The sequence below is a fragment of the Shewanella sp. 10B genome, from assembly GCF_023475885.1.
GTDB classification, from domain to species: Bacteria; Pseudomonadota; Gammaproteobacteria; order Enterobacterales; family Shewanellaceae; genus Shewanella; species Shewanella mangrovisoli.
Genome location: NZ_JAMDJO010000001.1, coordinates 1,659,120 through 1,683,277, shown reverse-complemented (window position 1 = coordinate 1,683,277; position 24,158 = coordinate 1,659,120). Strand labels below are relative to the sequence as shown.

The 24,158-nt window shown below is 47.8% G+C and carries 19 protein-coding genes and 1 pseudogene; 7 read left to right on the top strand and 13 right to left on the bottom strand.

Going from position 1 to position 24,158, the window contains the following annotated elements:
- Positions 1-6: 6 nt before the first annotated feature.
- The 3 genes from M0415_RS07180 to nhaB all read right to left on the bottom strand — a co-directional run bounded on the left by M0415_RS07180 (position 7) and on the right by nhaB (position 5,020).
- Entirely contained in the window at positions 7-2,625 is a 2,619-nt protein-coding gene (locus M0415_RS07180) for a PAS domain-containing protein (RefSeq protein ID WP_249554710.1), read from the bottom strand.
- A gap of 170 nt (positions 2,626-2,795) precedes the next feature.
- Positions 2,796-3,323: a disulfide bond formation protein DsbB gene (gene dsbB, locus M0415_RS07175; protein WP_011716669.1), complete on the bottom strand. Its 528-nt coding sequence runs from the start codon at positions 3,321-3,323 to the stop codon at positions 2,796-2,798.
- A 95-nt stretch (positions 3,324-3,418) separates the two neighbouring features.
- On the bottom strand, positions 3,419-5,020 hold the full coding sequence (nhaB, locus tag M0415_RS07170; RefSeq protein WP_011716670.1) for a sodium/proton antiporter NhaB: 1,602 nt from the start codon (positions 5,018-5,020) through the stop codon (positions 3,419-3,421).
- Between the two features lie 303 nt (positions 5,021-5,323).
- Between nhaB and fadR the strand changes: the two genes are divergently transcribed.
- Positions 5,324-6,049 carry a fatty acid metabolism transcriptional regulator FadR gene (gene fadR, locus M0415_RS07165; RefSeq protein WP_220055248.1) on the top strand — a complete coding sequence of 242 codons (726 nt, stop codon included), beginning with the start codon at positions 5,324-5,326 and terminating at the stop codon, positions 6,047-6,049.
- 119 nt (positions 6,050-6,168) lie between these two features.
- On the opposite strand, the gene M0415_RS07160 is transcribed toward fadR, so the two are convergent.
- From M0415_RS07160 to sodB, 4 genes are all read right to left on the bottom strand, one after another.
- On the bottom strand, positions 6,169-7,695 hold the full coding sequence (locus M0415_RS07160; protein WP_011716672.1) for a SpoVR family protein: 1,527 nt from the start codon (positions 7,693-7,695) through the stop codon (positions 6,169-6,171).
- Positions 7,696-7,704: 9 nt separating this feature from the next.
- Entirely contained in the window at positions 7,705-8,973 is a 1,269-nt protein-coding gene (locus tag M0415_RS07155) for a YeaH/YhbH family protein (protein WP_041408751.1), read from the bottom strand.
- A 65-nt stretch (positions 8,974-9,038) separates the two neighbouring features.
- Positions 9,039-10,973 (bottom strand): PrkA family serine protein kinase, encoded by a 1,935-nt coding sequence (locus M0415_RS07150; protein WP_011716674.1) that lies wholly within the window; start codon positions 10,971-10,973, stop codon positions 9,039-9,041.
- Between the two features lie 251 nt (positions 10,974-11,224).
- Complete coding sequence (gene sodB / locus M0415_RS07145; protein ID WP_011622352.1) at positions 11,225-11,809, bottom strand: superoxide dismutase [Fe]; 585 nt, start codon at positions 11,807-11,809, stop codon at positions 11,225-11,227.
- Positions 11,810-12,035: 226 nt separating this feature from the next.
- Between sodB and M0415_RS07140 the strand changes: the two genes are divergently transcribed.
- Entirely contained in the window at positions 12,036-12,368 is a 333-nt protein-coding gene (locus M0415_RS07140) for a Grx4 family monothiol glutaredoxin (RefSeq protein ID WP_011622353.1), read from the top strand.
- 129 nt (positions 12,369-12,497) lie between these two features.
- Here M0415_RS07140 and M0415_RS07135 read toward each other — a convergent pair whose 3' ends face one another.
- Positions 12,498-13,736, bottom strand: coding sequence for a uracil-xanthine permease family protein (locus tag M0415_RS07135; RefSeq protein ID WP_249554712.1), 1,239 nt, complete (start codon positions 13,734-13,736; stop codon positions 12,498-12,500).
- 215 nt (positions 13,737-13,951) lie between these two features.
- Between M0415_RS07135 and M0415_RS07130 the strand changes: the two genes are divergently transcribed.
- Both M0415_RS07130 and hda read left to right on the top strand, forming a co-directional pair.
- Positions 13,952-15,034, top strand: a complete 1,083-nt coding sequence (locus M0415_RS07130) for a DUF2066 domain-containing protein (protein ID WP_249554714.1) — start codon at positions 13,952-13,954, stop codon at positions 15,032-15,034.
- A 79-nt stretch (positions 15,035-15,113) separates the two neighbouring features.
- Positions 15,114-15,824, top strand: a complete 711-nt coding sequence (hda, locus tag M0415_RS07125) for a DnaA inactivator Hda (protein ID WP_011622356.1) — start codon at positions 15,114-15,116, stop codon at positions 15,822-15,824.
- A 182-nt stretch (positions 15,825-16,006) separates the two neighbouring features.
- On the opposite strand, the gene M0415_RS07120 is transcribed toward hda, so the two are convergent.
- From M0415_RS07120 to bepA, 4 genes are all read right to left on the bottom strand, one after another.
- Positions 16,007-17,956, bottom strand: a complete 1,950-nt coding sequence (locus M0415_RS07120) for a hypothetical protein (RefSeq protein ID WP_249554716.1) — start codon at positions 17,954-17,956, stop codon at positions 16,007-16,009.
- A 396-nt stretch (positions 17,957-18,352) separates the two neighbouring features.
- Positions 18,353-18,733, bottom strand: coding sequence for a DUF2069 domain-containing protein (locus M0415_RS07115; protein WP_011716678.1), 381 nt, complete (start codon positions 18,731-18,733; stop codon positions 18,353-18,355).
- Positions 18,734-18,780: 47 nt separating this feature from the next.
- Complete coding sequence (gene arsC, locus M0415_RS07110) at positions 18,781-19,131, bottom strand: arsenate reductase (glutaredoxin) (protein WP_249554718.1); 351 nt, start codon at positions 19,129-19,131, stop codon at positions 18,781-18,783.
- Positions 19,132-19,242: 111 nt separating this feature from the next.
- Positions 19,243-20,712: a beta-barrel assembly-enhancing protease gene (gene bepA / locus M0415_RS07105; protein ID WP_011716680.1), complete on the bottom strand. Its 1,470-nt coding sequence runs from the start codon at positions 20,710-20,712 to the stop codon at positions 19,243-19,245.
- Between the two features lie 111 nt (positions 20,713-20,823).
- Between bepA and M0415_RS07100 the strand changes: the two genes are divergently transcribed.
- A complete protein-coding gene (locus M0415_RS07100; RefSeq protein WP_249554720.1) occupies positions 20,824-21,057 on the top strand; it encodes a sulfurtransferase TusA family protein in 234 nt (77 codons plus the stop codon).
- A gap of 208 nt (positions 21,058-21,265) precedes the next feature.
- Positions 21,266-22,366, top strand: a complete 1,101-nt coding sequence (locus M0415_RS07095; protein WP_089068027.1) for an AI-2E family transporter — start codon at positions 21,266-21,268, stop codon at positions 22,364-22,366.
- A gap of 113 nt (positions 22,367-22,479) precedes the next feature.
- Here M0415_RS07095 and M0415_RS07090 read toward each other — a convergent pair.
- Positions 22,480-23,397 (bottom strand): annotated as a pseudogene (locus M0415_RS07090) (LysR family transcriptional regulator ArgP).
- A 112-nt stretch (positions 23,398-23,509) separates the two neighbouring features.
- On the opposite strand from M0415_RS07090, the gene M0415_RS07085 reads away from it, so the two are divergent.
- Positions 23,510-24,124 (top strand): LysE/ArgO family amino acid transporter, encoded by a 615-nt coding sequence (locus tag M0415_RS07085; protein WP_011626499.1) that lies wholly within the window; start codon positions 23,510-23,512, stop codon positions 24,122-24,124.
- Positions 24,125-24,158: the final 34 nt, after the last annotated feature.

The window sequence follows — 24,158 nt, the reverse complement described above, 5'->3', positions numbered from 1 at the left end:
CCGTGGCTATATCGCAGATAATGGCCAGTGGCACTCAATCAGAGTGCCACGATTGAGCTCACTCTCTACCGCCAGCTCGCCATGTAATTCTTCTTTTATCCAAAGATTAATGCAAGTCAGTGTGCCAATACATTGGTTTTGTTGCATTTCCTGTCTTAGCTGCTCAAGGTGTGCAATTGGTATCCCAACACCATTGTCCTTAAGCTGCATGTACAACTCACCGTCTTTTTTCTCGAGTGTTAACACTAAGGTTCTGTCTTGATTATGCTCTTTAAAGGCATGGTGCAAGGTGTTGTTGAAAAGCCGATAGAAAAATTGCAAATATTGCCAGGCATTACCATCTATCACCAATTGCTCGTCGCACTCTAGCTTGACCTTAACCTGAGTTTTCAACAATTGTGGCTGCAATAAGCTCAGTAATTGATTGATAAACTGGGCTAAATGCAGCGGGCGTATCTCACTATGCTGATCGGTAAACAGCTGCGATATGTGCCTGAGTCTCGCCGCCTGCTGGCTCATCAGCTGCACCACTTGGGTTTGATGGCTGTCATCCTCTTTACTGCGCACTTGGCAGATCTGAGCGAGGAGTTTGTCCTGCTCGAGCATCATTTGGCTCATGACATCGGCTAGGAAGTTCTGCATCAGTTTCTGACTTTGCTGTTTGCTCAAGTTGAGTTGGATTTGCTGATTGATCTCATCTTGAATCGCCGCGAGTTGTTCCCTGAGCTGACTGTTTTCTTGCTGCGAGAGTTGGGTCTTGTGCTGCTGCTCTTTAAGCAGGCTTAATTGCGCTTGCAGCAGCTTTTCTTGTTCTTTTTCTTGGCGTTTTCTCAAATCCACATTAAAGCCAATGGCGCCGACGCCCAAGGAATTATCCTCATCGTCGCGAATGTCGAATTTACTCATTTGATAGATAAGTTCGCCTCGAAGAGAGGGAATGACTTCTTCGAAATGCAGGGCCTCGTGGCTATGGGTGACCCTTTGGTCGTTCTGTTGATACTGCTGTGCGAGTGAGTTTGGGAACAGATCAAAGTCCGTGGCTCCGATGATTTTGCGCCGCTCAATCCCTAAAACTTCGCAGTATTTGTTGTTCACTAAGGTGTATCTGCCATTTAAGTCTTTGATATAAATGATGGTGGAGGAGAAGTCGAGCAGGGATCTTAATTGCTCTTTGCGCTGACTCAACTCCTGCTGAAAATGCTGTTGGGTTAACAATTGCTGCTCGAGCGCGAGATTACTGGCGTCTAAACTGGCCATGGCGACTTCAAGCTGTTGGGTGCGGGATAAAAAGCTTTTTGCGAGCAGGCCGACCTCATCATGTCGCTCCTTGGCTTTTAATTCGATAGAGGCCGAATCATTGCGTTTGAGTGCCTGCACCATCTCCATAATGGGGGCGATAATCAGTCGATGTTGCAGCAAAAACAGCAGGATAAGGCCGAGCATCTGAATTAACACTAGGGAGAGCCCGACTTTTTCGATAAGTTTTTTGGCCGTGTCCTGTAAGGGGGCTATGGGTGTGACGACGAGAATTTTCCAGTAGGTGTGGGGCATTAAAAATACAGACACCAGCGAAGGCCCTTTGAGGATGGGGTCCATAGTCAATGAAACAGAGGCTATCCGCCTTGGGCTCGAGAACTGGCTCTTAGCATTGTCATTGACTATGGCAGAGAGCATCTCCCGTTCACTGTCCCCGCTTAGGCGGGTGAGGTTATCCATTTGCTCTTGGGTAAATACGCGCTCAGCCACGGCTTGTTCGATAAAACTGCGGTTGGCTAAATGTAGTGCCGAGGCGATTGGGCTAAAGGCCGTCTCTGTTTTTGCTAACTCGTCGAAGGTTTGTAGCGTATGGGGTGGATTTTGCGAAGATTGCGGCCAATTGTCACTATTTGGCGAGGCCAAGATTTGGTTTTGATGGTCGAGGGCTATCACATAGCCACTTACATTGAGCATGGTATTGCGTAGGAGCTGACTAAGTTTTTCAAGGCTAATATCCGTCGTGGCCGCCCCAATAAACTGATGTTCCATCCACATTGCGCCCGATGCAGTCACCATCGGTTCATGGGTAGTCGGGTCGACATAGGATTTAGACCAAAATATTTTTCCCACGGGAAAATAGCGGGTTGGCCGATACCATTCTTCGGTGTGGTAGCTTGGAAAGCTGTCGTCGTTATAGCTGTTGATGGCGACTAATTCGCCGTGAATATTGTGTGACCAGAATAAGCTATCGCGAAACTTTTGCCGGTCAAATGCCCCTGGCTCGGGCCAAATCCCACCACCTGAAATAATCGCCTTTTGATTTTCAATCGAGAGTAATACCGGAATGCTCTTACTGAGCTGCTCGGGCTCATAACGGTATAGCATGGCGATTTGGCTGATGGCATTGACCTGATTCTCCACTTGGGAGGTCATTTCCTGCAATTTGGCTATGATGATTTGGCCATGGTTTTGATTGAGCAGAGTTTGTTGCTCACTGATCTGTTGGGTCTGAATGTTGAGAATGACCCACGCCGTGCTAAAGATCAGTATGCTGGCGATCAGCAGTTGGATCAGGCTGAGTTTAAACGGCAGGCTCTTTTGCCATTGGGTTAACGGTGCTTGAGGCTCAATGAGAGGCCGTTTATCCATGTTCTACGCATTCCAAATGCCGTTATCATGGAGCCAGTTTAGCGTTTTTTGGCCTATTTGCCATTGGCTTAAATCAAAGTTCGCACAGTGCTTTCGGTGATAAATATTGACAGAGGTCGTTAAAAATAAGGCAGACCTTATGTCTGCCTTAGGAAGATTACTTATGAAGATTATTTGTAGAGCGAAGGTTTATTCGAACCGCTTAGGATGGGCACAATAAACAGTAACAGTGCGACCAGATAACCACTAAAGGCTACCACCATCCATTCGGCCATGGTGACGCCCATAAACTGCCACGGCACATCGGTACACATGCCCGTTGGTAACATCACGGATGGGAACCATTCGTGGAGCGGCATCCAAGCTGGAAATTCGGGTAAAAATGAGCAAGTCGAGAAGGGCGAAGGGTTATTCTGCATATCGACTAAGGCTAAAGCCAGTTTTAGCCCCCAGGTTGCACTGACGGCCCAACCAATGGCGCCTAGAATGCGAACGATAAGGAACTTGGGCGCAGTCATACCAATCAGTCCAGATGCCAAAATGCCGAATACGGCGAGCCGCTGGTAGATACACATCACGCAGGGATCTAACTTCATCACATATTGGAAATACAAGGCGGCCGCTTCGAGGGCAATCGCAGAGCCTGTGAGAATGAACCAAGATGCGCGGGAATGGGCAAAGCGAGTGAATGCTGTCAAAAGTGAACTCCGTATCAACAAAAAACGCCCTCGAAGGTAGGGCGTTTTTTTGACTTTACTGAACTCATAAAGTTCAGTCAACTCCGATATTTATGTTAGTGAGCTGCAGCAGGCGCTAACGCTTCTTTAACACTGTGGTGCAATATTGCATGGGAGTCATAGAAGTACTGGGTCATCTGCTCTAAGAAGCCCGATTGAATAGCCATCACGCCCACAATCGATAGCACGATAGTGTAGGGCAATGCCATCCACACCATTCTGCCGTAGGATAAACGGATCAGCGGTGCAAGGGCCGAGGTCAATAAGAACAGGAATGCGGCTTGACCGTTTGGTGTTGCCACCGAAGGCAAGTTAGTACCAGTGTTAATGGCAACCGCTAACAGATCGAATTGATCGCGGGTAATTTGACCGTTAATCAGGGCGGCTTTGACTTCGTTAATGTAAACCGTGCCCACAAACACGTTATCACTGACCATAGAGAGTAAACCGTTAGCGATATAGAAGATCACTAATTGGGTATTACCTTCATGGTTTAGTGCCCATTGGATCACAGGGCCAAACAGTTGTTGGTCGATAATTACTGCCACAACCGCAAAGAATACCGCTAACAAGGCCGTAAAGGGCAGTGCTTCTTCGAAGGCTTTACCTAGCGCATGCTCATCGGTTATACCGTTAAAGGCCGTGGTTAAGATGATCACAGACAGACCAATCAAGCCCACAGACGCTAAGTGCAGCGCGAGACCCGCAATCAACCACACACCCACAAAGGCTTGGATAACCAGCTTCATCTTGTCTTTGTTGGTACGACGTGCGTCTTCATAGGCGGCGTAATCACACAGGATTTTATGCACCGCATCCGGAAGCTGGGCACCATAACCAAACCAACGGAATTTCTCGACGATAAAGCAGGTGAGGATACCTGCGAACAATACAGGCACTGTCACAGGTGACATACGGATCGCAAATTCGCCAAATTGCCAGTTTGCTTGAGCTGCAATAATTAAGTTTTGCGGCTCACCCACCATAGTACACACGCCACCCAATGCAGTACCGACACCGGCGTGCATCAATAGGTTACGTAGGAAACCACGGAAGGATTCCAGCTCGTCTTCGTTGAGCTGATTTTCACCATCGTCATTTTTGCCTTCGGAGGTATGGTCATGATCGGCCGAGAAATCTTTACCTGAGGCGACTTTGTGATAGATGGAGTAAAAACCAACCGCCACGGTGATAATCACGGCGATAACAGTTAACGCATCTAAGAAGGCGGATAAGAAGGCGGAAGCCAAACAGAACAACAAAGACACTAAGATTTTCGAACGTACTTTAGTGATCATCTTAGTGAACACAAACAGCAGTAGCTGCTTCATGAAGTAAATGCCGGCCACCATAAATACCAGCAGTAATAGCACTTCAAGGTTCGCTTCAATTTCGTGCAGCACTTGGCTGGCTGAGGTCATGCCGATGGCGACAGCTTCAATCGCTAATAGACCACCGGGTTGTAATGGGTAGCATTTTAGCGCCATTGCCAAGGTAAAAATAAATTCAAGCACTAATACCCAACCAGCCACAAAGGGGCTGACATAGAAAAAGAGTATTGGATTGATTATTAAAAACGACAGTATTGCGATCTTGTACCACTTAGGAGAATTCCCTAAGAAGTTCCCAATAAACGCCTGACTCATTGTCATCGGCATGGCATCCTCTCTTCTAATTATCTTTTAAAATTGCACAGGTTATTGTTTCTGGCATTTGTTTTAGAAAATCAGTCTAGCCTAAAGAGAATGCTAATGTAACGATATACTGAAACCCAGATTTCAAAAAGCGGAGCTAATCGGCAAAATTGGCACGATTGCTGTTGATTCATGTCGTTTTTTTGAACATTTCTGTGACAATTGTACGGTGATTTTAAGGTGAGTCTCAGTCAATGGTTTCCATTTTTTACCGCTCTGGTATGATCAGTGACCATTATAAAGCACAACAACTGGAAAAGTGGGCTGATGATTATCAATGCCAAAGGACCTGCAAGTTTTGCAGAGAAGTATATTGTAAGATCGATTTGGGAAAATAAGTTTCCCCCAGGGTCCATTTTACCGGCTGAACGTGAGCTTTCTGAATTAATTGGCGTAACACGCACCACCTTGCGTGAAGTGCTGCAACGCTTAGCCCGTGATGGTTGGTTGAAAATTCAACATGGTAAACCAACACGGGTGAACAATTTTTGGGAAACCTCGGGCCTTAACATTCTTGAGACCATAGCGGATCTCAATCCTGAAGGCTTCCCTGTGCTGGTGGACCAATTGCTGTCGGCTCGCACCAATGTCAGTGCGATTTACTTCCGTGGCGCACTGCGCAACAGCCCAGATACCGCGGTGGAAGTCCTAGGGCAAATCCACCAATTAGAAGATACGGCCGAATCCTTCGCCGAGTATGATTACCTGTTGCACCACACCTTGGCCTTCTCTTCTGGTAATCCACTGTACGTGTTGATTTTAAACGGCTTTAAAGGTTTGTATAGCCGGGTGGGTCGTTATTATTTCAGTAGTCCTGAGGCGCGTCAGTTAGCGCTGAACTTCTATAAAGAGCTCGAACTATTAGCCAAAGCTAAAAACTATATCGATGTGCCCGCATTAATGCGTACCTACGGTATTAACAGCGGCAAAATGTGGTTGCAATTGCGTGACGATATGCCAACTTCGATTGCCCAGCAGGACGGTAACGCTTAAGTTTCGATTCTGAAGTGTAAAAGTGGTCAGTGGCCTGTTTTAGATTGGTTAAATAAAAAGCCGTTTCATTGAGGAACGGCTTTTTGCTTTTACTTTTGGCTTTTTAATTAAACTGATATTTAGTCGGCCTTAGGTTGTTCTGGACAGGAGGCTAACAAGGTCACGCTGGTATCGGCATTTAATTGCTCCAAGCTGACGGTAAAGCCCCAGAGGCGATGCAGATGCTTTAACACTTCCTTATAGGTGCTGGCGAGCGGGATATCATTACTGGGGACATACCTTAAGGTTAAGGAGCGGTCGCCATTTATCTCAACGTTATGTACTTGAATATTAGGCTCAATATTCGACAAATTGTACTGCTGCGAGAGTAAATTGCGAATGTCTTGATAACCCTGCTCATCGTGAATGGCCGACACGGACAGATAATTGCGTTTCTCATCATCGTGGATGCCAAACAGTTTGAACTGACGGATCACCCTCGGTGACAGGTATTGGCTGATAAAGCTTTCATCCTTAAAGTTTTGCATCGCAAAATGTAAGGTATCGAGCCAATTACTGCCTGCAATATCAGGGAACCAGGCTTTGTCTTCCTCTGTGGGAGACTCACACATGCGCCGAATATCGGTAAACATCGCAAACCCAAGGGCATAAGGGTTGATACCGCTGTAGTAACGGCTGTTATATTCGGGCTGGGCGACAACGCCAGTATGGCTCTGCAAAAACTCCATCATAAAGCGGTCGGTGACCACGCCATCATCGTATAGATGATTCAAAATGGTGTAATGCCAGAAGGTTGCCCAGCCTTCATTCATCACTTGTGTTTGTTTTTGCGGATAAAAATACTGCGCCATCTTACGCACGATACGGATAATCTCCCGTTGCCATGACTCCAGCAGCGGTGCATTTTTTTCAATAAAATACAGAATATTTTCCTGCGGCTCGGCGGGAAAGCGGCGCTTAGTGGTCGAAGGTTGCTGCTGTTGATGGGTGGGAATGGTGCGCCATAGGTCGTTCACTTGACTTTGCAGGTAAGCCTCGCGGTCTTTTTGCCTTGCCTGTTCTTCCCTAAAGGAGATTTCCGATGGGCGTTTATAGCGGTCGACACCGTAATTCATCAGAGCGTGGCAGGAGTCGATGATGCTTTCAACCTGCTCGACACCGTATTTTTGCTCGCAATCACTGATGTAGTTTTTGGCAAACACCAAGTAGTCGATAATTGAACTCGCATCCGTCCAGGTCTTAAATAAGTAGTTATTTTTAAAGAAACTATTGTGGCCAAAACAGGCATGAGCCATCACTAATGCCTGCATGGTGATGGTGTTTTCTTCCATTAAATACGCGATACAAGGGTTAGAGTTAATCACTATTTCGTAGGCTAGCCCCATTTGCCCACGCTTGTAGCCTTGTTCGGTTTCAATAAAACGTTTGCCGAACGACCAATGGGTATAGCCAATGGGCATGCCAATGCCGGCATAGGCATCCATCATCTGCTCGGCGGTGATGATTTCGATTTGATTGGGATAGGCGCTTAGCTTATAAATGGCCGCCACCCGCTCAATCTCTTTTAGATAACTTTGTAACAGCTCAAAGCTCCAGTCGGGACCGTCACTCAAGGCTGTACGCGTTTTTGATTCTTTTATCCCCATAGAGCCCCCTTAAACCGCCTGTTTTTTAAATAATTCTCTAAATACAGGGTAGATATCTTCGGCTTGACGAATATGTTGCACCGCTATGTTGTCGTAGTGTTGTTGTAGGGATTCGTATTCGCGCCACAGGGTTTGGTGCGCACGATTAGTGATTTCGATATAGCTAAAATAGCGCACTAGCGGCAGGATTTTTTGCTCCAATAATTGTCGACAGGTGGGAGAGTCATCGGCCCAGTTATCACCGTCAGAGGCTTGTGCGGCATAGATATTCCACTCATCGGCAGGGTAGCGAGCCTGCTGAATTTCGTGCATTAATTTCAATGCGCTTGAGACAATCGTGCCGCCAGTTTCTTGGGAGTAGAAAAACTCATGCTCGTCCACTTCCTTCGCTTGGGTATGGTGGCGGATATAGACCACCTCGAGGTTTTTGTAGGTTCGGGTGAGAAACAAGTACAGCAAGATATAGAAACGTTTAGCCATATCCTTTGTCGCTTGATCCATCGAACCTGACACGTCCATTAAGCAGAACATGACCGCTTGGCTTGAGGGCACCTCGCGCCTTGCAAAGTTATTGAAACGTAAGTCAAAGGTATCGATAAAGGGGACTTTAGCAATCTTCTGCTTGAGCGCCTCAATTTGGGCTTTTAAATCCAAAATCAGTTCGGCTTTAGTGCCCGGAATATTTTCAAGCTCCGCCAGCTCTTGCTCTAACTCTTTGAGCAACTTCTTTTTACTTGCCGACATGGCGATGCGGCGCGCCAAGGAGGAACGCAGTGAACGCACAATATTGATATTGGCTGGTACACCATCATTGGTGAAACCCGCACGGTAGATTTGATACTCGACGAGCTTGTTTAAACGATTCTTTTGCAGATTGGGTAGTTCTAAGTCCTCAAATAACAGCTCTAGGTATTCATCCTTTGAGATTTCAAACACAAAGTCGTCATTACCTTCGCCCGAATCCGAGGCGTCACCTTTACCCGCTCCGCCGCCAGCTCCGCCTTGGGGTCTATCGATTTTATCGCCGCGGGTGAATTGATCATTGCCTGGGTGGACTCTGTCTCTTACGCCTCCTTTGCCTTGATGGAACATAGGTTCACTGATATCCCGTGTGGGAATACTGATTTTTTCGCCTTTATCTACATCCGTTACACTGCGACGCGTGACGGCATCGCTGACGGCTTTTTTGATTTGTTGCTTATATCGGTTGATAAAGCGTTGGCGGTTGACTGTGCTTTTTCCTTTCGCATTCAACCGTCTATCGATAAAGTTCGCCATACGCACCTCCCAAACCCCAGCGAAGGCTTTGGCAACACCAAAGCCTCGTTTTTAGTGAGCGCAAGTTAAGAGGATTTACGAACCCGTAAATACCACTCAGACAGCAGTCTGACTTGTTTTTTGGTATAGCCTTTCTCCATCATTCGATTAACAAAATCATCGTGTTTACGTTGATCGTCAGTCGAGGTTTTGGCGTTAAAGGAAATTACAGGCAATAAGTCCTCTGTATTTGAGAACATTTTCTTCTCAATCACAGTGCGTAGTTTTTCGTAGCTGGTCCAGAGTGGGTTGTTGCCCTCATGGCTTGCGCGGGCGCGCAGGACAAAGTTAACAATCTCATTACGGAAATCTTTAGGGTTACTGATCCCCGCGGGTTTTTCGATTTTCTCCAGTTCGGCATTCAGTGCTGAGCGGTCAAACAATTGACCAGTTTCGGGGTCACGGTATTCCTGATCTTGGATCCAGAAATCGGCGTAGGTGACATAACGGTCGAAGATATTTTGACCGTATTCAGAGTAGGACTCTAAGTATGCGGTTTGGATTTCCTTACCGATAAATTCGACGTATTTAGGGATCAAATAGCCTTTTAAGAACTCCAGATAACGTTCGGCGGTATCGCCGGGGAATTGTTCCTGCTCGATTTGGCGTTCGAGTACATAAAACAAATGTACAGGGTTAGCGGCAATCTCTGAGTGGTCAAAGTTAAATACCCGCGACAGGATCTTGAAGGCGAAACGGGTAGAAAGACCGTTCATGCCTTCATCAACACCGGCGTAGTCGCGGTATTCTTGGTAGGATTTGGCCTTAGGATCGGTATCTTTAAGGCTTTCACCATCATAGACCCGCATCTTAGAGTAGATGGAGGAGTTTTCAGGTGTTTTGATCCTCGAGAGCACACTAAATTGCGCTAAGGTTTCTAAGGTACCAGGTGCACAGGGGGCTTGGGATAGCTCGGAGTTTTGCAGTAGTTTTTTGTAAATCTGCAATTCTTCCGATACCCGCAGGCAATAGGGCACTTTGACGATATAAACCCTGTCGAGAAACGCTTCGTTGTTCTTATTGTTTTTGAAGGTTGACCATTCTGACTCGTTAGAGTGCGCCAAAATGATACCGCTATAGGGCAGGGCGGATAAGCCTTCGGTGCCGTTATAGTTACCTTCTTGGGTGGCGGTGAGCAGTGGGTGTAGCACCTTAATCGGCGCCTTGAACATTTCCACGAACTCCATCATCCCTTGGTTTGCACGGCAGAGCGCACCCGAATAGGCGTAGGCATCGGCATCGTCCTGCGAGAAATGCTCTAGCTGACGAATATCAACCTTACCGACCAAGGAGGAAATATCCTGGTTGTTTTCATCCCCAGGCTCGGTTTTGGCAATCGCCAATTGATCGAGGATAGAGGGATAGACCTTGACCACGCGGAATTTTGAAATATCGCCGCCAAACTCGTGCAGACGTTTCACCGCCCAAGGCGACATAATGGTTTTTAGATAACGGGTGGGAATATTAAACTCATCCCGCAGCAGCTGGCCGTCCTCTTCGACATCGAAGAGACAGAAGGGGTGGTCATTCACCGGGCTTCTCACGCCATTGGCACTTAGAATGTAAATTGGCACTTTTTGCATCAAGGCTTTGAGTTTTTCCGCCAATGATGACTTACCGCCACCCACTGGGCCGAGTAAGTACAAAATTTGCTTCGATTCCTCTAAGCCTTGGGCCGAGTGTTTTAGGTAGGCGACGATTTGTTCAATCGCATCTTCCATACCGTAAAAGTCTTTAAAGGCGGGATAGCGTGAGATGAGACGATTCGAAAAGATACGGCTTAGGGTTGGATTTTTCGCGGTATCAATAATTTCGGCTTCGCCGATGGCAAGCAATAATCGCTCGGACGCTGACATATAAGCACTGCGATCTTCTTTGCAGATATCGAGGTATTCTTGCAAAGTGTATTCTTCATCGAGTTTTTGTTCGTAGCGCTTTTGGTAATGCTCGAAAATGCCCATATAAACCCCCTGAAACGCCAGTGATGTCATGGATGGATAACTGATTTTTCAGCTTCCTACACTAATCTTAGACACAAACTTGCCAGCTGTGTCAAAAAAATATCAAATAAAAACAATAACAAATGATTGCAATTGCAATTGTTGCACTTGTAGCGATTGGGCGGGGTTAGGCGAAAAGAGAAAGGTGGATGATTTGTGAGGCCATAAAAAAAGAGCCACTTGGGCTCTTTTTAGGAATGACTTAGCAGCGATTAACCAGCGAAGTTTTGGTTCACGAAGTCCCAGTTAACTAATTGCCAGAAGTGGGCTAAGTAGTCAGGACGTACGTTGCGGTAATCGATGTAGTAAGCGTGTTCCCACACGTCAACAGTCAGGATTGGTGTCACAGTACTGTCAGTCAGAGGCGTTGCAGCATTGCTAGTGTTAACGATAGCTACAGTGCCATCGGCTTTTTTCACTAACCAAGTCCAAGCGCTACCAAAGTTGTTTACCGCAGAATCGGTAAATTGTGCTTTGAATGCGTCGAATGAACCGAATGCAGCATTGATGGCATCAGCCACAGGACCTGTTGGCTCACCGCCAGCGTTAGGCGCTAAGCAGTTCCAGTAGAAAGTGTGGTTCCAAACTTGAGCTGCGTTGTTAAATACGCCACCAGTAGAAGTCTTGATGATTTCTTCTAAAGATTTACCTGCGAAATCGGTTCCTTCGATCAAACCGTTTAGCTTAACAACGTAGGTGTTGTGATGCTTGCCGTAGTGGTATTCAATGGTTTCTTGAGAAATGTGTGGTTCTAGTGCGTTCTTTGCATATGGTAATGCGGGTAATTCGAAAGCCATTAGTATCTCTCCATGGTCTTAGGTTATCGTTTTTTAAACGTGCTCACTGCGCTCTATTGTACCGATAATATTTGTGATGTGAATCATTGTTTGGCTAATTGATTAGATAGGCGTCATCGAAAAACTAATTGTAGGGCATAACCTTACAAACTGTGGGATTTTGTTCTGTGCCTAGCTGTCGTACAATAGCGGCATTGAGTCAATGTCATCGTACTTAGGAATTAAAATGGAAACAGTAGAGAAAATTAAACAGCAAATCGCTGAAAACCCAATCATCGTATACATGAAGGGTTCTCCTAAATTACCAAGCTGTGGTTTTTCATCTCAGGTAGCACAAATCATGATCAACTGCGGCGAGCAGTTTGCATTTGTGGATATTCTCCAGCACCCAGATATCCGTGCTGAATTACCTAAGTATGCAAACTGGCCAACTTTCCCACAATTGTGGATTGAAGGTGAGTTGATTGGTGGTTGTGATATCGTGGTTGATATGTACCAAAAAGGCGAATTACAGCCGTTAATCAAAGCGACTGCGGATAAATACAAAACCGCAGAGTAATCACGCTTAAATGTGATGAAAGAATAATAAAAAAGCCGCTAAGTGAATAACTTAGCGGCTTTTTTGTTGCCGAATCCTAACACAAGGATTCGGCGATGAGTGATGATCTGTAGCGCTTATTCACCGCGTTTAGTGTGATGCAGCATCACGCTCATGGTGTTTGCTTGCAGGTAACAGCAGATTCATGGTGATGGCCACAATACCACAGAGGCTGATGCCCGTGAGGCTGAAGGAGCCAATGCCAAAGGCCATACCACCAATACCGAAAACCAGTGTCACGCCGACAATACTTAAGTTACGTGGCTCGGATAAATCCACGTGATTACGGATGAGGGTATTTAAGCCCACTGCGGCGATAGAACCGAATAGCAAACACATAATGCCACCCATCACAGGGACTGGAATCGTTTGCATTAGGGCGCCTAACTTACCCACAAAAGCCAAGGTAATGGCGGTGATCGCCGTCCAAGTCATGATCTTAGGGTCGAAGTTACGGGTTAAGGTCACCGCGCCAGTCACTTCCGAATAGGTGGTATTTGGGGGGCCACCGAAGGCCGCTGCAGCAATTGTCGCAACGCCGTCGCCGGTCAAGGTGCGATGCAGGCCGGGTTTTTTCATAAAGTCTTTACCCGTGACATTGGAAATCGCGAGGATATCACCAATATGTTCAACCGCAGGCGCAATCGCGACAGGGATCATAAAGGCGATGGCATGCCAGTTAAATTCGGGCGCAACAAATTTCGGAATAGCAATCCAGCTTGCCGCTGTAACCACCGCAAAATCCACGATCCCAAAGGCAAGGCTTAGACCATAACCCACCACAATCCCCGCCAGAATAGGCATAACCTTAAGTAAGCCTTTGGCAAAAATAGCCACCGCTATGGTGGTACAGAGTGAGGCGAGGGAAATAATCAAAGCGGTATTTGTGGGAACGAGTGTTAAGCTGCCGTCTCCACTTTTACCCAGCGCCATATTCACCGCCACAGGCGCTAAACCTAGACCAATGATAATAATCACTGGGCCAACCACCACAGGTGGAAGCAGTCGATGGATAAAGTCGGTGCCGCGCACTTTCACTAACGCGCCGAGGAGGATATACACAAAACCCGCGGCAATGATGCCGCCCATGGTTGATGGGATCCCCCAGGTTTGCACCCCGTAGAGAATGGGGGCAATAAACGCAAAGGAGGAGGCTAGGAAGATTGGCACTTGGCGTTTCGTGATTAACTGAAACAGCAGGGTACCAATACCCGCAGTAAACAGGGCGACACTGGTATCAAGCCCTGTGAGTAGTGGCATTAGCACTAGGGCGCCAAATGCAACAAACAGCATTTGCGCGCCCTGAAGTGGTATAGCGAGTCGTTTCATTTATTGTTCTCGTAAATTTAGGGTAAACCGCGAGATGATAACAGTTTGTTGCTATATGTTCCTTATAAAATGCCCCGATTGTGGGTAAGGATCACTGTTTTATTGCTAAAGCGAGTGACAGCACTTAATCCGTGGTCGAAATCTCCCCAAGACTCGCTAAAGGCGCTAACTATGGTACAATTTGCACTATCTGACGTTACTTCAACTACTCAAAGATGCTGAAATTCCTATTAAAGCCAAGCTTACTCGCGTTTTTATACTGCCTGTTTACCGTTAATAGCCTGCAAGCTGTTGAAGTGAGTAAATTAGATGAAGCCGATGTGCCCGTGGCTTCCCGCGCCGTGCCTGAGCGGAATAAAGCCCTTAAAGCCGCGCTGGAAAAAGTGATCATTAAGAATACTGGGACAGCACGTTCTTTGGATAACGGCGTTATCCAATCGCAACTGGCCAATCCCGATGCACTACTGAGCCAGTTTGGTTACTTTGAGCAAAATGGCCAACTGTTGTTAAAAGCCAACTTTGAGCATCGCCGCATTATTACCCTGTTACGTCAGGCCCAATTACCCGTTTGGGGCATTCAACGTCCGCTGACGCTCTTTTGGGTTGCCATGCCAAGTGAAGGTGACACGATTTTACTGAGTGACTCATCGACCTTAGCCGAGCGTCAGGCATTTACGACTTTTTCCGATGAACGCGGTATTCCTGTCATGCTGCCTATCCTCGATCTCGATGAGTTGATGGGCATCAATCCCAATGATGTCAAAGGCATGTTTGCCGATATAGTGTCTAGCGTCTCGGGACGTTATCAAGCCGACTTCTTAGCCCTCGTCGCTATTGACCCTGCGGGAAATCAAGTGCGTTACCGCTTGAATTTGTACACCAAGGCCACGATCGACTCGTTAACGCCGCCACTGTTTAGCTTTAATGGCACGGCAGAAAATAGCGCACAGGCGATCACCGCTATGATGGCGGCGCTAGGCGATTACTATTTTACTAAGTACGCCATCGCCGATTCGGGCGAGCAGGTCGGTGCCAGTGTGACCTTCGTAAACATTGATAAAATGGCACAGCTGGTTGAAGTTGAAAAATACTTAAAACAACTCAGCGCCGTGAAGAATGCGACGCTGTCGCGCATCCAAGGTAATACCGCGACGTTTTCCTTGGACTTGTTTGGTTCTCAGACCGACTTTGAGCGTTTACTGAGTCTAGAGCCGCGAATTTCGGTGGTGGCGCCAGGGGAGTTTTCTGCCGGTGCCAGCCCTGCGGGTAAAACTGTCTACCAATGGCGGTTACCTTAAACTTCCCTCGTCGTGACTGGGCATACCTGTGCTCAGTCATGTGGGGGAGTCGATAATTTATTGATATTGAGACGTACGAGTGCCATTAAACTCACCGCTACAACTGTCGTTACCGGTTTACTTACCGGATGATGAAACCTTTAACAGTTATTATCCGGCAGCGGGTAATGACGAACTTATTCAAAAGCTGCGCGCCAATGCCGAAGGCCAAGGTGAAGCCGCTATCTATGTGTGGGGACCAGTGAAATCGGGTCGAACGCACTTAATGCATGCCGCCTGTGCCCATGCCAATGAACTCGACCGCCGCAGTTTTTACCTTCCCCTTGGCATTCATGCGAGTATCTCGACCGCGCTATTGGAGGGCTTGGAGCAGCTCGATTTGATCTGCATCGACGATGTGGATGACATTGCGGGTCACCCGATTTGGGAAGAAGCCATATTCGATTTATACAATCGTGTTGCTGAGAACAAGCGTTGTGCGCTGGTGGTTAGCGGCCGCTCGGCGCCCGCGGATGCAGGCTTCTTGTTGCCTGATTTAGTCTCTAGAATGCAGTGGGGGCTCAATTATCAGCTGCAACCCATGGCCGATGATGAAAAGTTAGCGGCCCTGCAACGCCGTGCGGCGATGCGCGGATTACAGTTGCCCGAAGACGTGGGTCGTTTCTTGCTTAATCGTATGGCAAGGGATCTACGTACCTTGTTTGATGTGTTAGATAAACTGGATAAGGCATCCTTAGTGCATCAGCGCAAGCTGACCATCCCTTTTGCCAAAGAAATGCTCCACTTGTAATCGCATTAACATACAGTTAGTTACTGTTAATCGAAAAGCCTGAGTTAATAAGCATTTAATGTTAATAAAAAGCCCGTCGTATCACGACGGGCTTTTTTATCTCTATTAATCTCACATCTATCGTTAACTTCAGTCTGCTAAAAGGCTTGAGTCTAGTGTATCTGCCGATTTAGCAATCCAGATCACTGCTGTGGATGACGGTGGCGATCGCCACTGAAACGGAGCTCTGGCTCGGTAAGTGTCTCGCTACTTGCCGCGACCCCCTGTAGGCCTTTCACTGTGGAATTGGGTGAAATCCCTAGGGCTTGGCGCCAGCTTTGGCCTTGCGTCATAGCAATGGGCTCGGGCAGGCTCGTGAGTAAGCTGATACCATCAAGCTCAGGCAACATACCATCGATCACCAAGGCGGCGCGGTTTGCCAGACTATCATCACCAATTCGTCCCCTTTGTCCCCAGTCAACAATCACTGTATCTGCCGTGAGTACGGCGGGCAGGTTGGTGACGGCCACATCGCGCTGGATTTGGTAGCGGTAACTCATCATGGCTTCTTCGAACAGCATCGCCGCGTCTTCACGGGTACTGGAATAGTTATAAAAGTCATTGGCGATGTCACCGGAGAAAAACGTACTCACATCCGAAGGTTGATAGGCTTTTTGGGGTGCAGTGGCTTTAGCGCCCAAGAAGCTCACCGCCGCAAGGCTTGTCATTTCGCTGCTGGTGAGGGGATAGCTGCGACTCACTTGATCGGATATCAAACTCTTATTGGCATTTCGGCGGCTATAGTCGTCCAACAATCTGGGGCCTGTGAGCGTGGCGTGTATGCTTCTTGGGAAGAAGTCATTGGCGTGGGCGAGTTCATGGTACAAGAGTGAAGCAAGATCGGGATTAATCTGGTTGAGCGTGCGGGTGGCGCGCGTCGTGATTGGGAATCCCTGTGAAGCATATTGGTTATTTTTAACGTAACGCCACGGCATGAGGAAATTGAGCTCACTGCCAAAGTCGCTGCGATAATCCGGCGCCTCATTAATAGTGTCGCGCTGGGTTGGCGTGAGCCACAAATCATTAGGATCGAGATAAATCGCCCCTGTGACGACCCAATAAAACGAGGGGCGCACATCATAGCTGATCACCACGGCAGTGACCGATTGTAGCAGGCGGGCGAAATCGCTATTCGGGTCCATTTGACGTAAAAACGCGGCGAAATTGTCTCCCATCCAATCGTGGGACACTAATACGCGATCGAGAATAGTGTCGACATCGAGTGTATTTGAGACTTGGCCAATAAGCGGCAATTGGTTGATAGTACAAGCTTCTTTTAACTGATTCGAGTACACACAGCTCGTTAAGGCGCTGGCATAGGGAGAGGCGGGGTTATAAGCGTGGGTGCGCGCCACAGGCGTATCGAAGTAGGTTGAGCTTATTGTGGGCGCCGCCGTAGTGAGCACATAGGCTTCGTCTGTCACGGTATTGCCGTTAATCGTGGCCGATGCCCTAAGGCGGGTTAAGCTATCTTGAGCTACAGTGGGCGCGGTAAACAGCGGCCTAAAGGGATCGCTGATATCGAGACTGACACTGGGGCCCTCGGCGATACACCAATTGATGCTAGATGCACTAAGGCCCGCTTGCTGGGCGATTCGTAGGCTGACATCGTTACCCTCAACGGCTTGATGATCTTGACGAATGTTCAGCATTGCCCCCGCGCTGCTGTCGGCATTGATCGCTATTTCACCCGTTTCATCGATATTACTGCCGCTGATATGTAGGCTAAAACGGTAGCTACCTGCAGTGGGAATATCGAAGGCTAATACAGGACTATTTTGACTCACGAGTTCAATGCTGGGGCCTTCTAACTGTTGCCAGCGGAAGGTGAGATCCTGTGAATCGCGATTCCCTAGGCTGGCGATGATGGCACTGGATTGTCCCACCACATATTGGGACTCAGTTTTAAAGCGGATGGCGCCTGAGTCTGTGGTCACCAGTGGAGTCACTGTGGCGCAGCGTGGCACGTTAGTGGTTGGTGGGGTGACTGTACCACCATCATTATTATCCCCACCACCGCCACCACAGGCGCTGAGTGCGACGGCTGCCGCGATAATACTTAATCGACGCATTGGAACCCATATTTCCTTCATGACTCACTCCGATTAACGCTATGTTATTGTTTTTGTAGTATGACTGGCTTGATTGGCCGTCATTCCTTGGCTTATCAATCGACTATAGCATGCTCTTTTGGTTACAAAAAGTGATGAAAGGTAGGTTAAATGTTGTCAGTTTGCGAGGCGGAGTTGTGCCGAAAAGGGATTAATACAGCAGCGTATTTGACTGTGAGTGAAGTTTATAAAAGCGGGGGCAGCTTTATCGAATCATGATGTTTCGAATCACGGCTTCTCTAAACAAAGAGCGCGGAGCGGTATTAAAACCGAACCGCGCTTACTCATCGGAACTTACTGATCGTAACTTGCTCATCGGCACTGGCTAATCGTGACTTGCTGTTCGCCGCCAGCCATGAGATTGATTGGATCTGACTATCAGTCTTGCTTGTCAGACTTTTTCTTAAGGCCTAGACCGAGTTCACGTCCACGGATACGAGCATAAAACGGGAACGCGACTAACAGCGCACCAATCAGCAGGACTTCAATAATGGCAAAGGCCAATGCATCGGTCGTGACATACAGCAAGGTGAGGGCGTGCAGCATATATAAGCATAAAATAAAGCTGGCCCAAGCATAGGTGTACGGATTGCCCTTTAAAATGCCTCGTACAGGCAACAATAAAGGCACTAGCCAGAGTAGGCTGAATAATAAGGTGTATTCCCCATTGATGCCCTGACCAATAAACCAACCGCCCAGCAGGAGAACGAGGGCAAGGTAGCCTAAACGGCTCAGTGTCAGCAGAGTGCTTGAGGTCATGATGTTCCTATTTTTTTCGCATCGAATGATGGTGAAATGGCCGAAGATTAGAGAATGTTCAGTACATTTTCCGGTGGACGACCAATGACTGCCTGTTGATTGGCCAGTACGATTGGGCGTTCAATCAATTTTGGCGTCTTGACCATGGCGTCGATAAGTTGCTCTTCGGTTAATGCCGGATTGGCGAGTCCCAGTGCTTGATACTCGTCTTCCTTAGTGCGCATTAACTCACGGGCGCTGAGTTTGAGAGTGGCTAAAATCCCACGGATATCAGCGGCGCTTGGAGGATTCTTAAGGTATTCCACGACTGTGATATCACAGCCTTGCTGCTCGAGTAGGGCTAAGGTTTCGCGGCTCTTTGAACAACGTGGGTTATGGTAAATCGTTGCTTGGGTCATAGTACTTATGCTCAATCGGCTAAAACAATGGCGCGGATGATAGCAGAAAAAACAGCGCCCCGTCAGGGTGTTCGGGGCGCGATTATAAGGGATAGAGATAAAATGGCTATTTTACTTCAGGGCATCCATCTCTTTATCCGCTTGTTTAAATTGGCGGATACGTGCTTCTATTCGCGCCAGTTGTAATGGATTACCTTCCGAGGCGCGGTAGGCAAAGTTCAGCTGATCAATTGCCCCCTTATAGTTAGCGCCTAGCGCCATTAACTCCGCATTGGAGAAATACTCCATGCCCTGATTGCCCAATTTTTTATAGGCAAGATTGAGCAGTTGATAGGGAAGTTGATTTTGCTTATCGAGGAAAATCATGTCTTCCAGCAGTGGGATAGCCTTAGCGGGTTCACCGGCCTCAATATAGATATTGGCTAAGTTCGCGTTAATCACCTGCGATGTGGGTTTCATCTTACGCTGGGCTTCGAGTAACTTAGTCGCCTGAGCAAAATCCTTACGCTCGTTGAGTAAATCCGTCTTGGTATCGATATAAAACAAGTTGTTATCATCGATTTTTAACAACTCATCGATAATCTTTTCGGACTCATCAAATTTCTTCAATCTAAATAGCGCTAAGGCTTTGCCGTAGAGGGCGGCCTCTTTAAAACCGTAGGTTTGCTTATTGAGCTGCTTTTCAAACATGCTCAATACCGCATCGTCGCTGTAACTGGAAAAACGGACTTGAATGCGGGCTTTGGCGAGCTGGAAGTTGAGATTATCCGGCACATAGCGGTGTGGATATTGGTGGGCGCGGTCGCGCGCCTCGGAGATCCGTGACTCGGGTAATGGGTGAGTCAGCAACATTTGCGGCGGCGTGGTGGTAAAACGATAGCGACTGGCAAGCTTACCAAAGAAATCGGCGGCCGCATTGGGGTCAAAGCCCGCATCGACCAAAATCTGCATGCCGATCCGGTCGGCTTCTTTTTCATGCAGACGGGTATAGTTGATTTTTGATTGGGTCGCCATGGCTTGAGTGGTTGCCAGCGCGGCCATCCCCGCCTGAGGCACGGCGATGGTTAATAAAATCGCCCCGAGTAAGCCCGCAACGGTTGCAGGACCACTTTTTTGCTGTGCTTCGAGGGAGCGTGCCAAGTGACGTTGAGTCACGTGGGTAATTTCGTGGCCGAGCACTGAGGCCAGCTCACTTTCGTTATCGGCGTTAAGGAATAGCCCTGTGTGGACTGCAACGTGGCCACCGAAGAAGGCGAAGGCGTTGATCTCATCGTTTTGCAGTAAGAAGAAATAAAAGGGCGTTTTGACTCCCGTGGCGTGGGCGACCAATTTATTGCCCAGTTCAGTCAAATATTGGCTCAATACCGGATCGTTCAGCATGGGCGCCGATGAGCGAATAACGCGCATGTAAGCATCGCCATAGACCATTTCTTTTTCTAGGCTGAAGGTATTGACGGCGGCGGTGCCCAAGTCGGGCAAGTCGTTGTTGGCAAAACTCTTTGCGGCTCCACCGAGTAACATTAATGAAAGCACACTCGCCGCAAGGGGTTTACATCGGGTCAAAAACGTCAAATTACGCAAGTGGATCCTTTATCTCTTTTAATTGTCTCAACTAAGGCGAGGGAGCCCTTAGCTTGTAGTTTGAGTTGCAACTTAGGATAATAGCCCAAGTTCATTCATAGCAAGTTCATTATGATTTTTATTGATTTAACACCATTTCGCTGCCCCGTTCCCTTGGTTAAGGTCAAACTTGCGTTGAAGTCCGTGTCTGCTGGCGACAGCTTACATATCCTACTCTCAGACCCTGGTTCCCGCCGAGATGTTCCCGCGTTTTTTAAAAAACAGGGGCATAGCGTCGTGACATTGCAGGATGATGCCAGTCAGTTAGGGTTATTAATCACAAAAGTTGATTTATCGCAGGGATAAGTCTGCACAAAGCATGATTCAATGCCGCAGTAAAAATGGCCAGTTAGCATCGCTGGTTGCAACTTCGCCTTTGCGTGTCGGTCATAGGTAGCAGTTAACTGATTTTCAAGCATATACACAGTAAAACGGATGCGATAAGGTTAACCACCAAAGCATAAGCATCTTTCCTGCGTTTTCGGAAAGCCAATCACCTCATTGGAACGAATTCATGTTTAGTTTTTTCTCTCGTTGGTATCAAGAGCGCTTTAGCGATCCTCAGGCGGTGACGTTGCTCGCCATTCTCGTCGGCCTTGCCCTAGTGTTGTATTTTGCGGGTGGCTTATTAGCGCCGTTACTCGTGGCGTTAGTGCTGGCTTTTTTGCTTGAATGGCCCGTGGCGCAAATGCTGAAATTGGGGATTAATCGCACGACGGGCGCTTCCTTAGTACTCGTGCTGTTTTTAGGGATAGTGGTGCTGCTGACCTTTGGCCTTATCCCTAGCGTGTGGCGCCAAGGCGTGAGCCTGATGACAGATTTGCCGAGTATGATCGACAAGGGATTACAAACCTTGCAGGGATTAGCGACCCAGTATCCGCAGTTTGTCAGCTCTGAGCAGCTCAATTTAATGGTCGCCGAGCTTAAAAAACTGCTCGATACCCAGCATCTACTCGATATTGCCAAACAGTTGATTGGTTATTCTGCCTCGTTATTGGTGCTGATGGTGTACGCCATTTTAGTGCCCTTATTAGTGTTCTTCTTTCTGAAGGATAAAGACCAACTGATCAGTGGCAGCAAACGTTTTTTCCCTACCAATCGACAGCTGGCCCGCAAGGTGTGGTTCGAGATGCACCAGCAGATCTTCAACTATATCCGCGGTAAAGTGATTGAGATTGTAATTGTCGGAGTCGCGAGTTACATCTTCTTTGCCTTTATGGGGCTGAGATATTCGGCCTTACTCGGGGTGTTGACTGGTTTGTCGGTTCTTATTCCCTATGTGGGCGCAACTTTAGTGACCTTGCCCATCACCTTGGTGGCCTTCTTCCAGTGGGGCTTTAGCTCCGAGTTTGGCTATTTGATGTTAGGTTACGGCATTATTCAGGCATTAGATGGCAACGTGCTGGTGCCTATCCTGTTTTCCGATGCAGTGGATTTACACCCCGTTATCATTATCGCCGCCGTGTTGGTGTTTGGTGGTTTATGGGGCGTGTGGGGGGTGTTTTTTGCCATTCCATTGGCCTCCTTGGTGAAAGCGGTGATCAACGCTTGGCCGAAAACCGAGATTGAACCCGTGGCGATAACGCAGGTGAAGGCGGATTCGGCAGAAGCCTAAGCCGCTGGCAGTAGGTAAAAACTCATAGAAAACAAACTGAGCCTGAGTGCTCAGTTTTTTTATCCGCTAACTATTTGTGCTAACAATTGTTTTACTCACTCTTGCTGTACCCATTATTGCTGTAATAGATGCTGCGCGGTGGCGGCAAGGGCGCGATACACCAAGGTCGTTTGCTTGGCTTTTATATTCCAATGTTGCCAATATAGGGGCACTCGAATACGTTTTTCTGGGGTGAGCTCAATCAATATGCCTTTGTTTATCAAAGGTTTTGCCTGTAAGTGTCCCACTAAACCATAACCCAGACTTAAGTTAATCGCCTCTAAAAAACTCTCCGATGAGGGAATGCTGTGTTGCCACCATTGGCCTGGCAGCATTTGAAAATACTGGGCGAGATACTTTTCATGCATTTTATCTTTGGTTGAAAACACCACGGCCGGGGCTTTCGCGAGCTGCGCTTGGGTAATTTGAGCGCCGACATCTTCGCTATTTTCTACCCATTGAAAATAACGCGCCGCAAATGCTGGGGTCGCGACGCACATATATTCCATGGTTCCTAAAAACTCACTGCTACAACCGGCCATCGGGTTGGCTGTTGTGGTCACACAACCGACGGCCTCACCGTTTTTCAATAGGTGATGGGTGTAGGACTCATCATCGACAATCAATTCCAGCAGCCAAGCATGGCGGCTGAACATATCGGCCAAGGCGGGCAAAAATCATGTCGCTAAACTGTCCGCATTGACGGCAATCCTCACCGTCGTGGGATGGTTTGGGTCATCGGCATCTAACTCGGCTCTCAACTCGCTCTCGAGTAGTTGCACCTGTGAATAGTGGCGCAATAAACGTTTACCCGTGGGAGTTGCCACTACGGGTGTTGAGCGGATTAGTAAGGATTGGCCGACTCGTTCTTCTAATTGCCTGACGCGCTGTGACACCGCCGATTGGGTGATATGCAACACTTTGGCGGCGCGCTCGAAGCCACCTTCGGAGACGACGACCGCAAGCGCTTTAAGATTGGCGTATTCCAACATGATTGCCGTCCTTAAAATTATTAATTTTACTTATGATGTATAAAAAACATTAGTTATATTAATTTTGTTGTTTTGTCTATGCTAGCGCCTTCTTCAGACATGAGAGGTAGTTATGCAAACGGCGTTTATACAAGGTATGGGCATTGGTGGTAGTTTGATTATTGCCGTAGGGGCGCAAAATGCCTTTGTGCTAAAGCAGGGGATTAAGCGAGCTTATCCTTTGCCGATTGCGCTGCTTTGTTCAATCATCGATGCCTTAATGATCACTGCGGGTGTGGCGGGGCTTGGGCACATTATCGAAGCCTTTCCGACCATCAAACATGTGGCCAGTTTTGGTGGTGCCGCCTTTTTGATTTGGTACGGAGCCAATGCACTTAAGGCCTCGTTTGTCGCTAAAGGGATGGAGATGGACAATGCGCAAAATGCCGACACTTTGCGTAAGGCTATGCTGACCACGCTTGGGATCAGCCTGCTTAATCCACACCTTTATTTAGATACCGTGGTGCTGCTGGGGAGCATTAGTACTCAGTTCGAAGATGCCCATCGTCCTTGGTTTGGTGCGGGCGCGGTACTGGCTTCGTTTATTTGGTTCTTCAGCTTAAGTTTTGGTGCGCGATTATTGGCGCCGATATTTAGCCGCCCAGCGGCGTGGCGATACTTAGATCGTTTCATTTGGTTGACCATGTGGAGCATCGCCGCGGCAATTATTTGGCCTTATCTGGCCTAATCTTGGGCAACTAAGCAGTATCCGCTTGAATTTA

Excerpts from the sequence above, each read along its gene's own strand:
- M0415_RS07180 (WP_249554710.1), bottom strand. The coding sequence starts at position 2,625 with ATGGATAAACGGCCTCTCATTGAGCCTCAAGCACCGTTAACCCAATGG.
- nhaB (WP_011716670.1), bottom strand. The coding sequence starts at position 5,020 with ATGCCGATGACAATGAGTCAGGCGTTTATTGGGAACTTCTTAGGGAAT.
- fadR (WP_220055248.1), top strand. The coding sequence starts at position 5,324 with ATGATTATCAATGCCAAAGGACCTGCAAGTTTTGCAGAGAAGTATATT.
- M0415_RS07160 (WP_011716672.1), bottom strand. The coding sequence starts at position 7,695 with ATGGGGATAAAAGAATCAAAAACGCGTACAGCCTTGAGTGACGGTCCC.
- M0415_RS07155 (WP_041408751.1), bottom strand. The coding sequence starts at position 8,973 with ATGGCGAACTTTATCGATAGACGGTTGAATGCGAAAGGAAAAAGCACA.
- M0415_RS07150 (WP_011716674.1), bottom strand. The coding sequence starts at position 10,973 with ATGGGCATTTTCGAGCATTACCAAAAGCGCTACGAACAAAAACTCGAT.
- sodB (WP_011622352.1), bottom strand. The coding sequence starts at position 11,809 with ATGGCTTTCGAATTACCCGCATTACCATATGCAAAGAACGCACTAGAA.
- M0415_RS07140 (WP_011622353.1), top strand. The coding sequence starts at position 12,036 with ATGGAAACAGTAGAGAAAATTAAACAGCAAATCGCTGAAAACCCAATC.
- M0415_RS07135 (WP_249554712.1), bottom strand. The coding sequence starts at position 13,736 with ATGAAACGACTCGCTATACCACTTCAGGGCGCGCAAATGCTGTTTGTT.
- M0415_RS07130 (WP_249554714.1), top strand. The coding sequence starts at position 13,952 with ATGCTGAAATTCCTATTAAAGCCAAGCTTACTCGCGTTTTTATACTGC.
- M0415_RS07120 (WP_249554716.1), bottom strand. The coding sequence starts at position 17,956 with ATGAAGGAAATATGGGTTCCAATGCGTCGATTAAGTATTATCGCGGCA.
- M0415_RS07115 (WP_011716678.1), bottom strand. The coding sequence starts at position 18,733 with ATGACCTCAAGCACTCTGCTGACACTGAGCCGTTTAGGCTACCTTGCC.
- arsC (WP_249554718.1), bottom strand. The coding sequence starts at position 19,131 with ATGACCCAAGCAACGATTTACCATAACCCACGTTGTTCAAAGAGCCGC.
- M0415_RS07100 (WP_249554720.1), top strand. The coding sequence starts at position 20,824 with ATGATTTTTATTGATTTAACACCATTTCGCTGCCCCGTTCCCTTGGTT.
- M0415_RS07095 (WP_089068027.1), top strand. The coding sequence starts at position 21,266 with ATGTTTAGTTTTTTCTCTCGTTGGTATCAAGAGCGCTTTAGCGATCCT.
- M0415_RS07085 (WP_011626499.1), top strand. The coding sequence starts at position 23,510 with ATGCAAACGGCGTTTATACAAGGTATGGGCATTGGTGGTAGTTTGATT.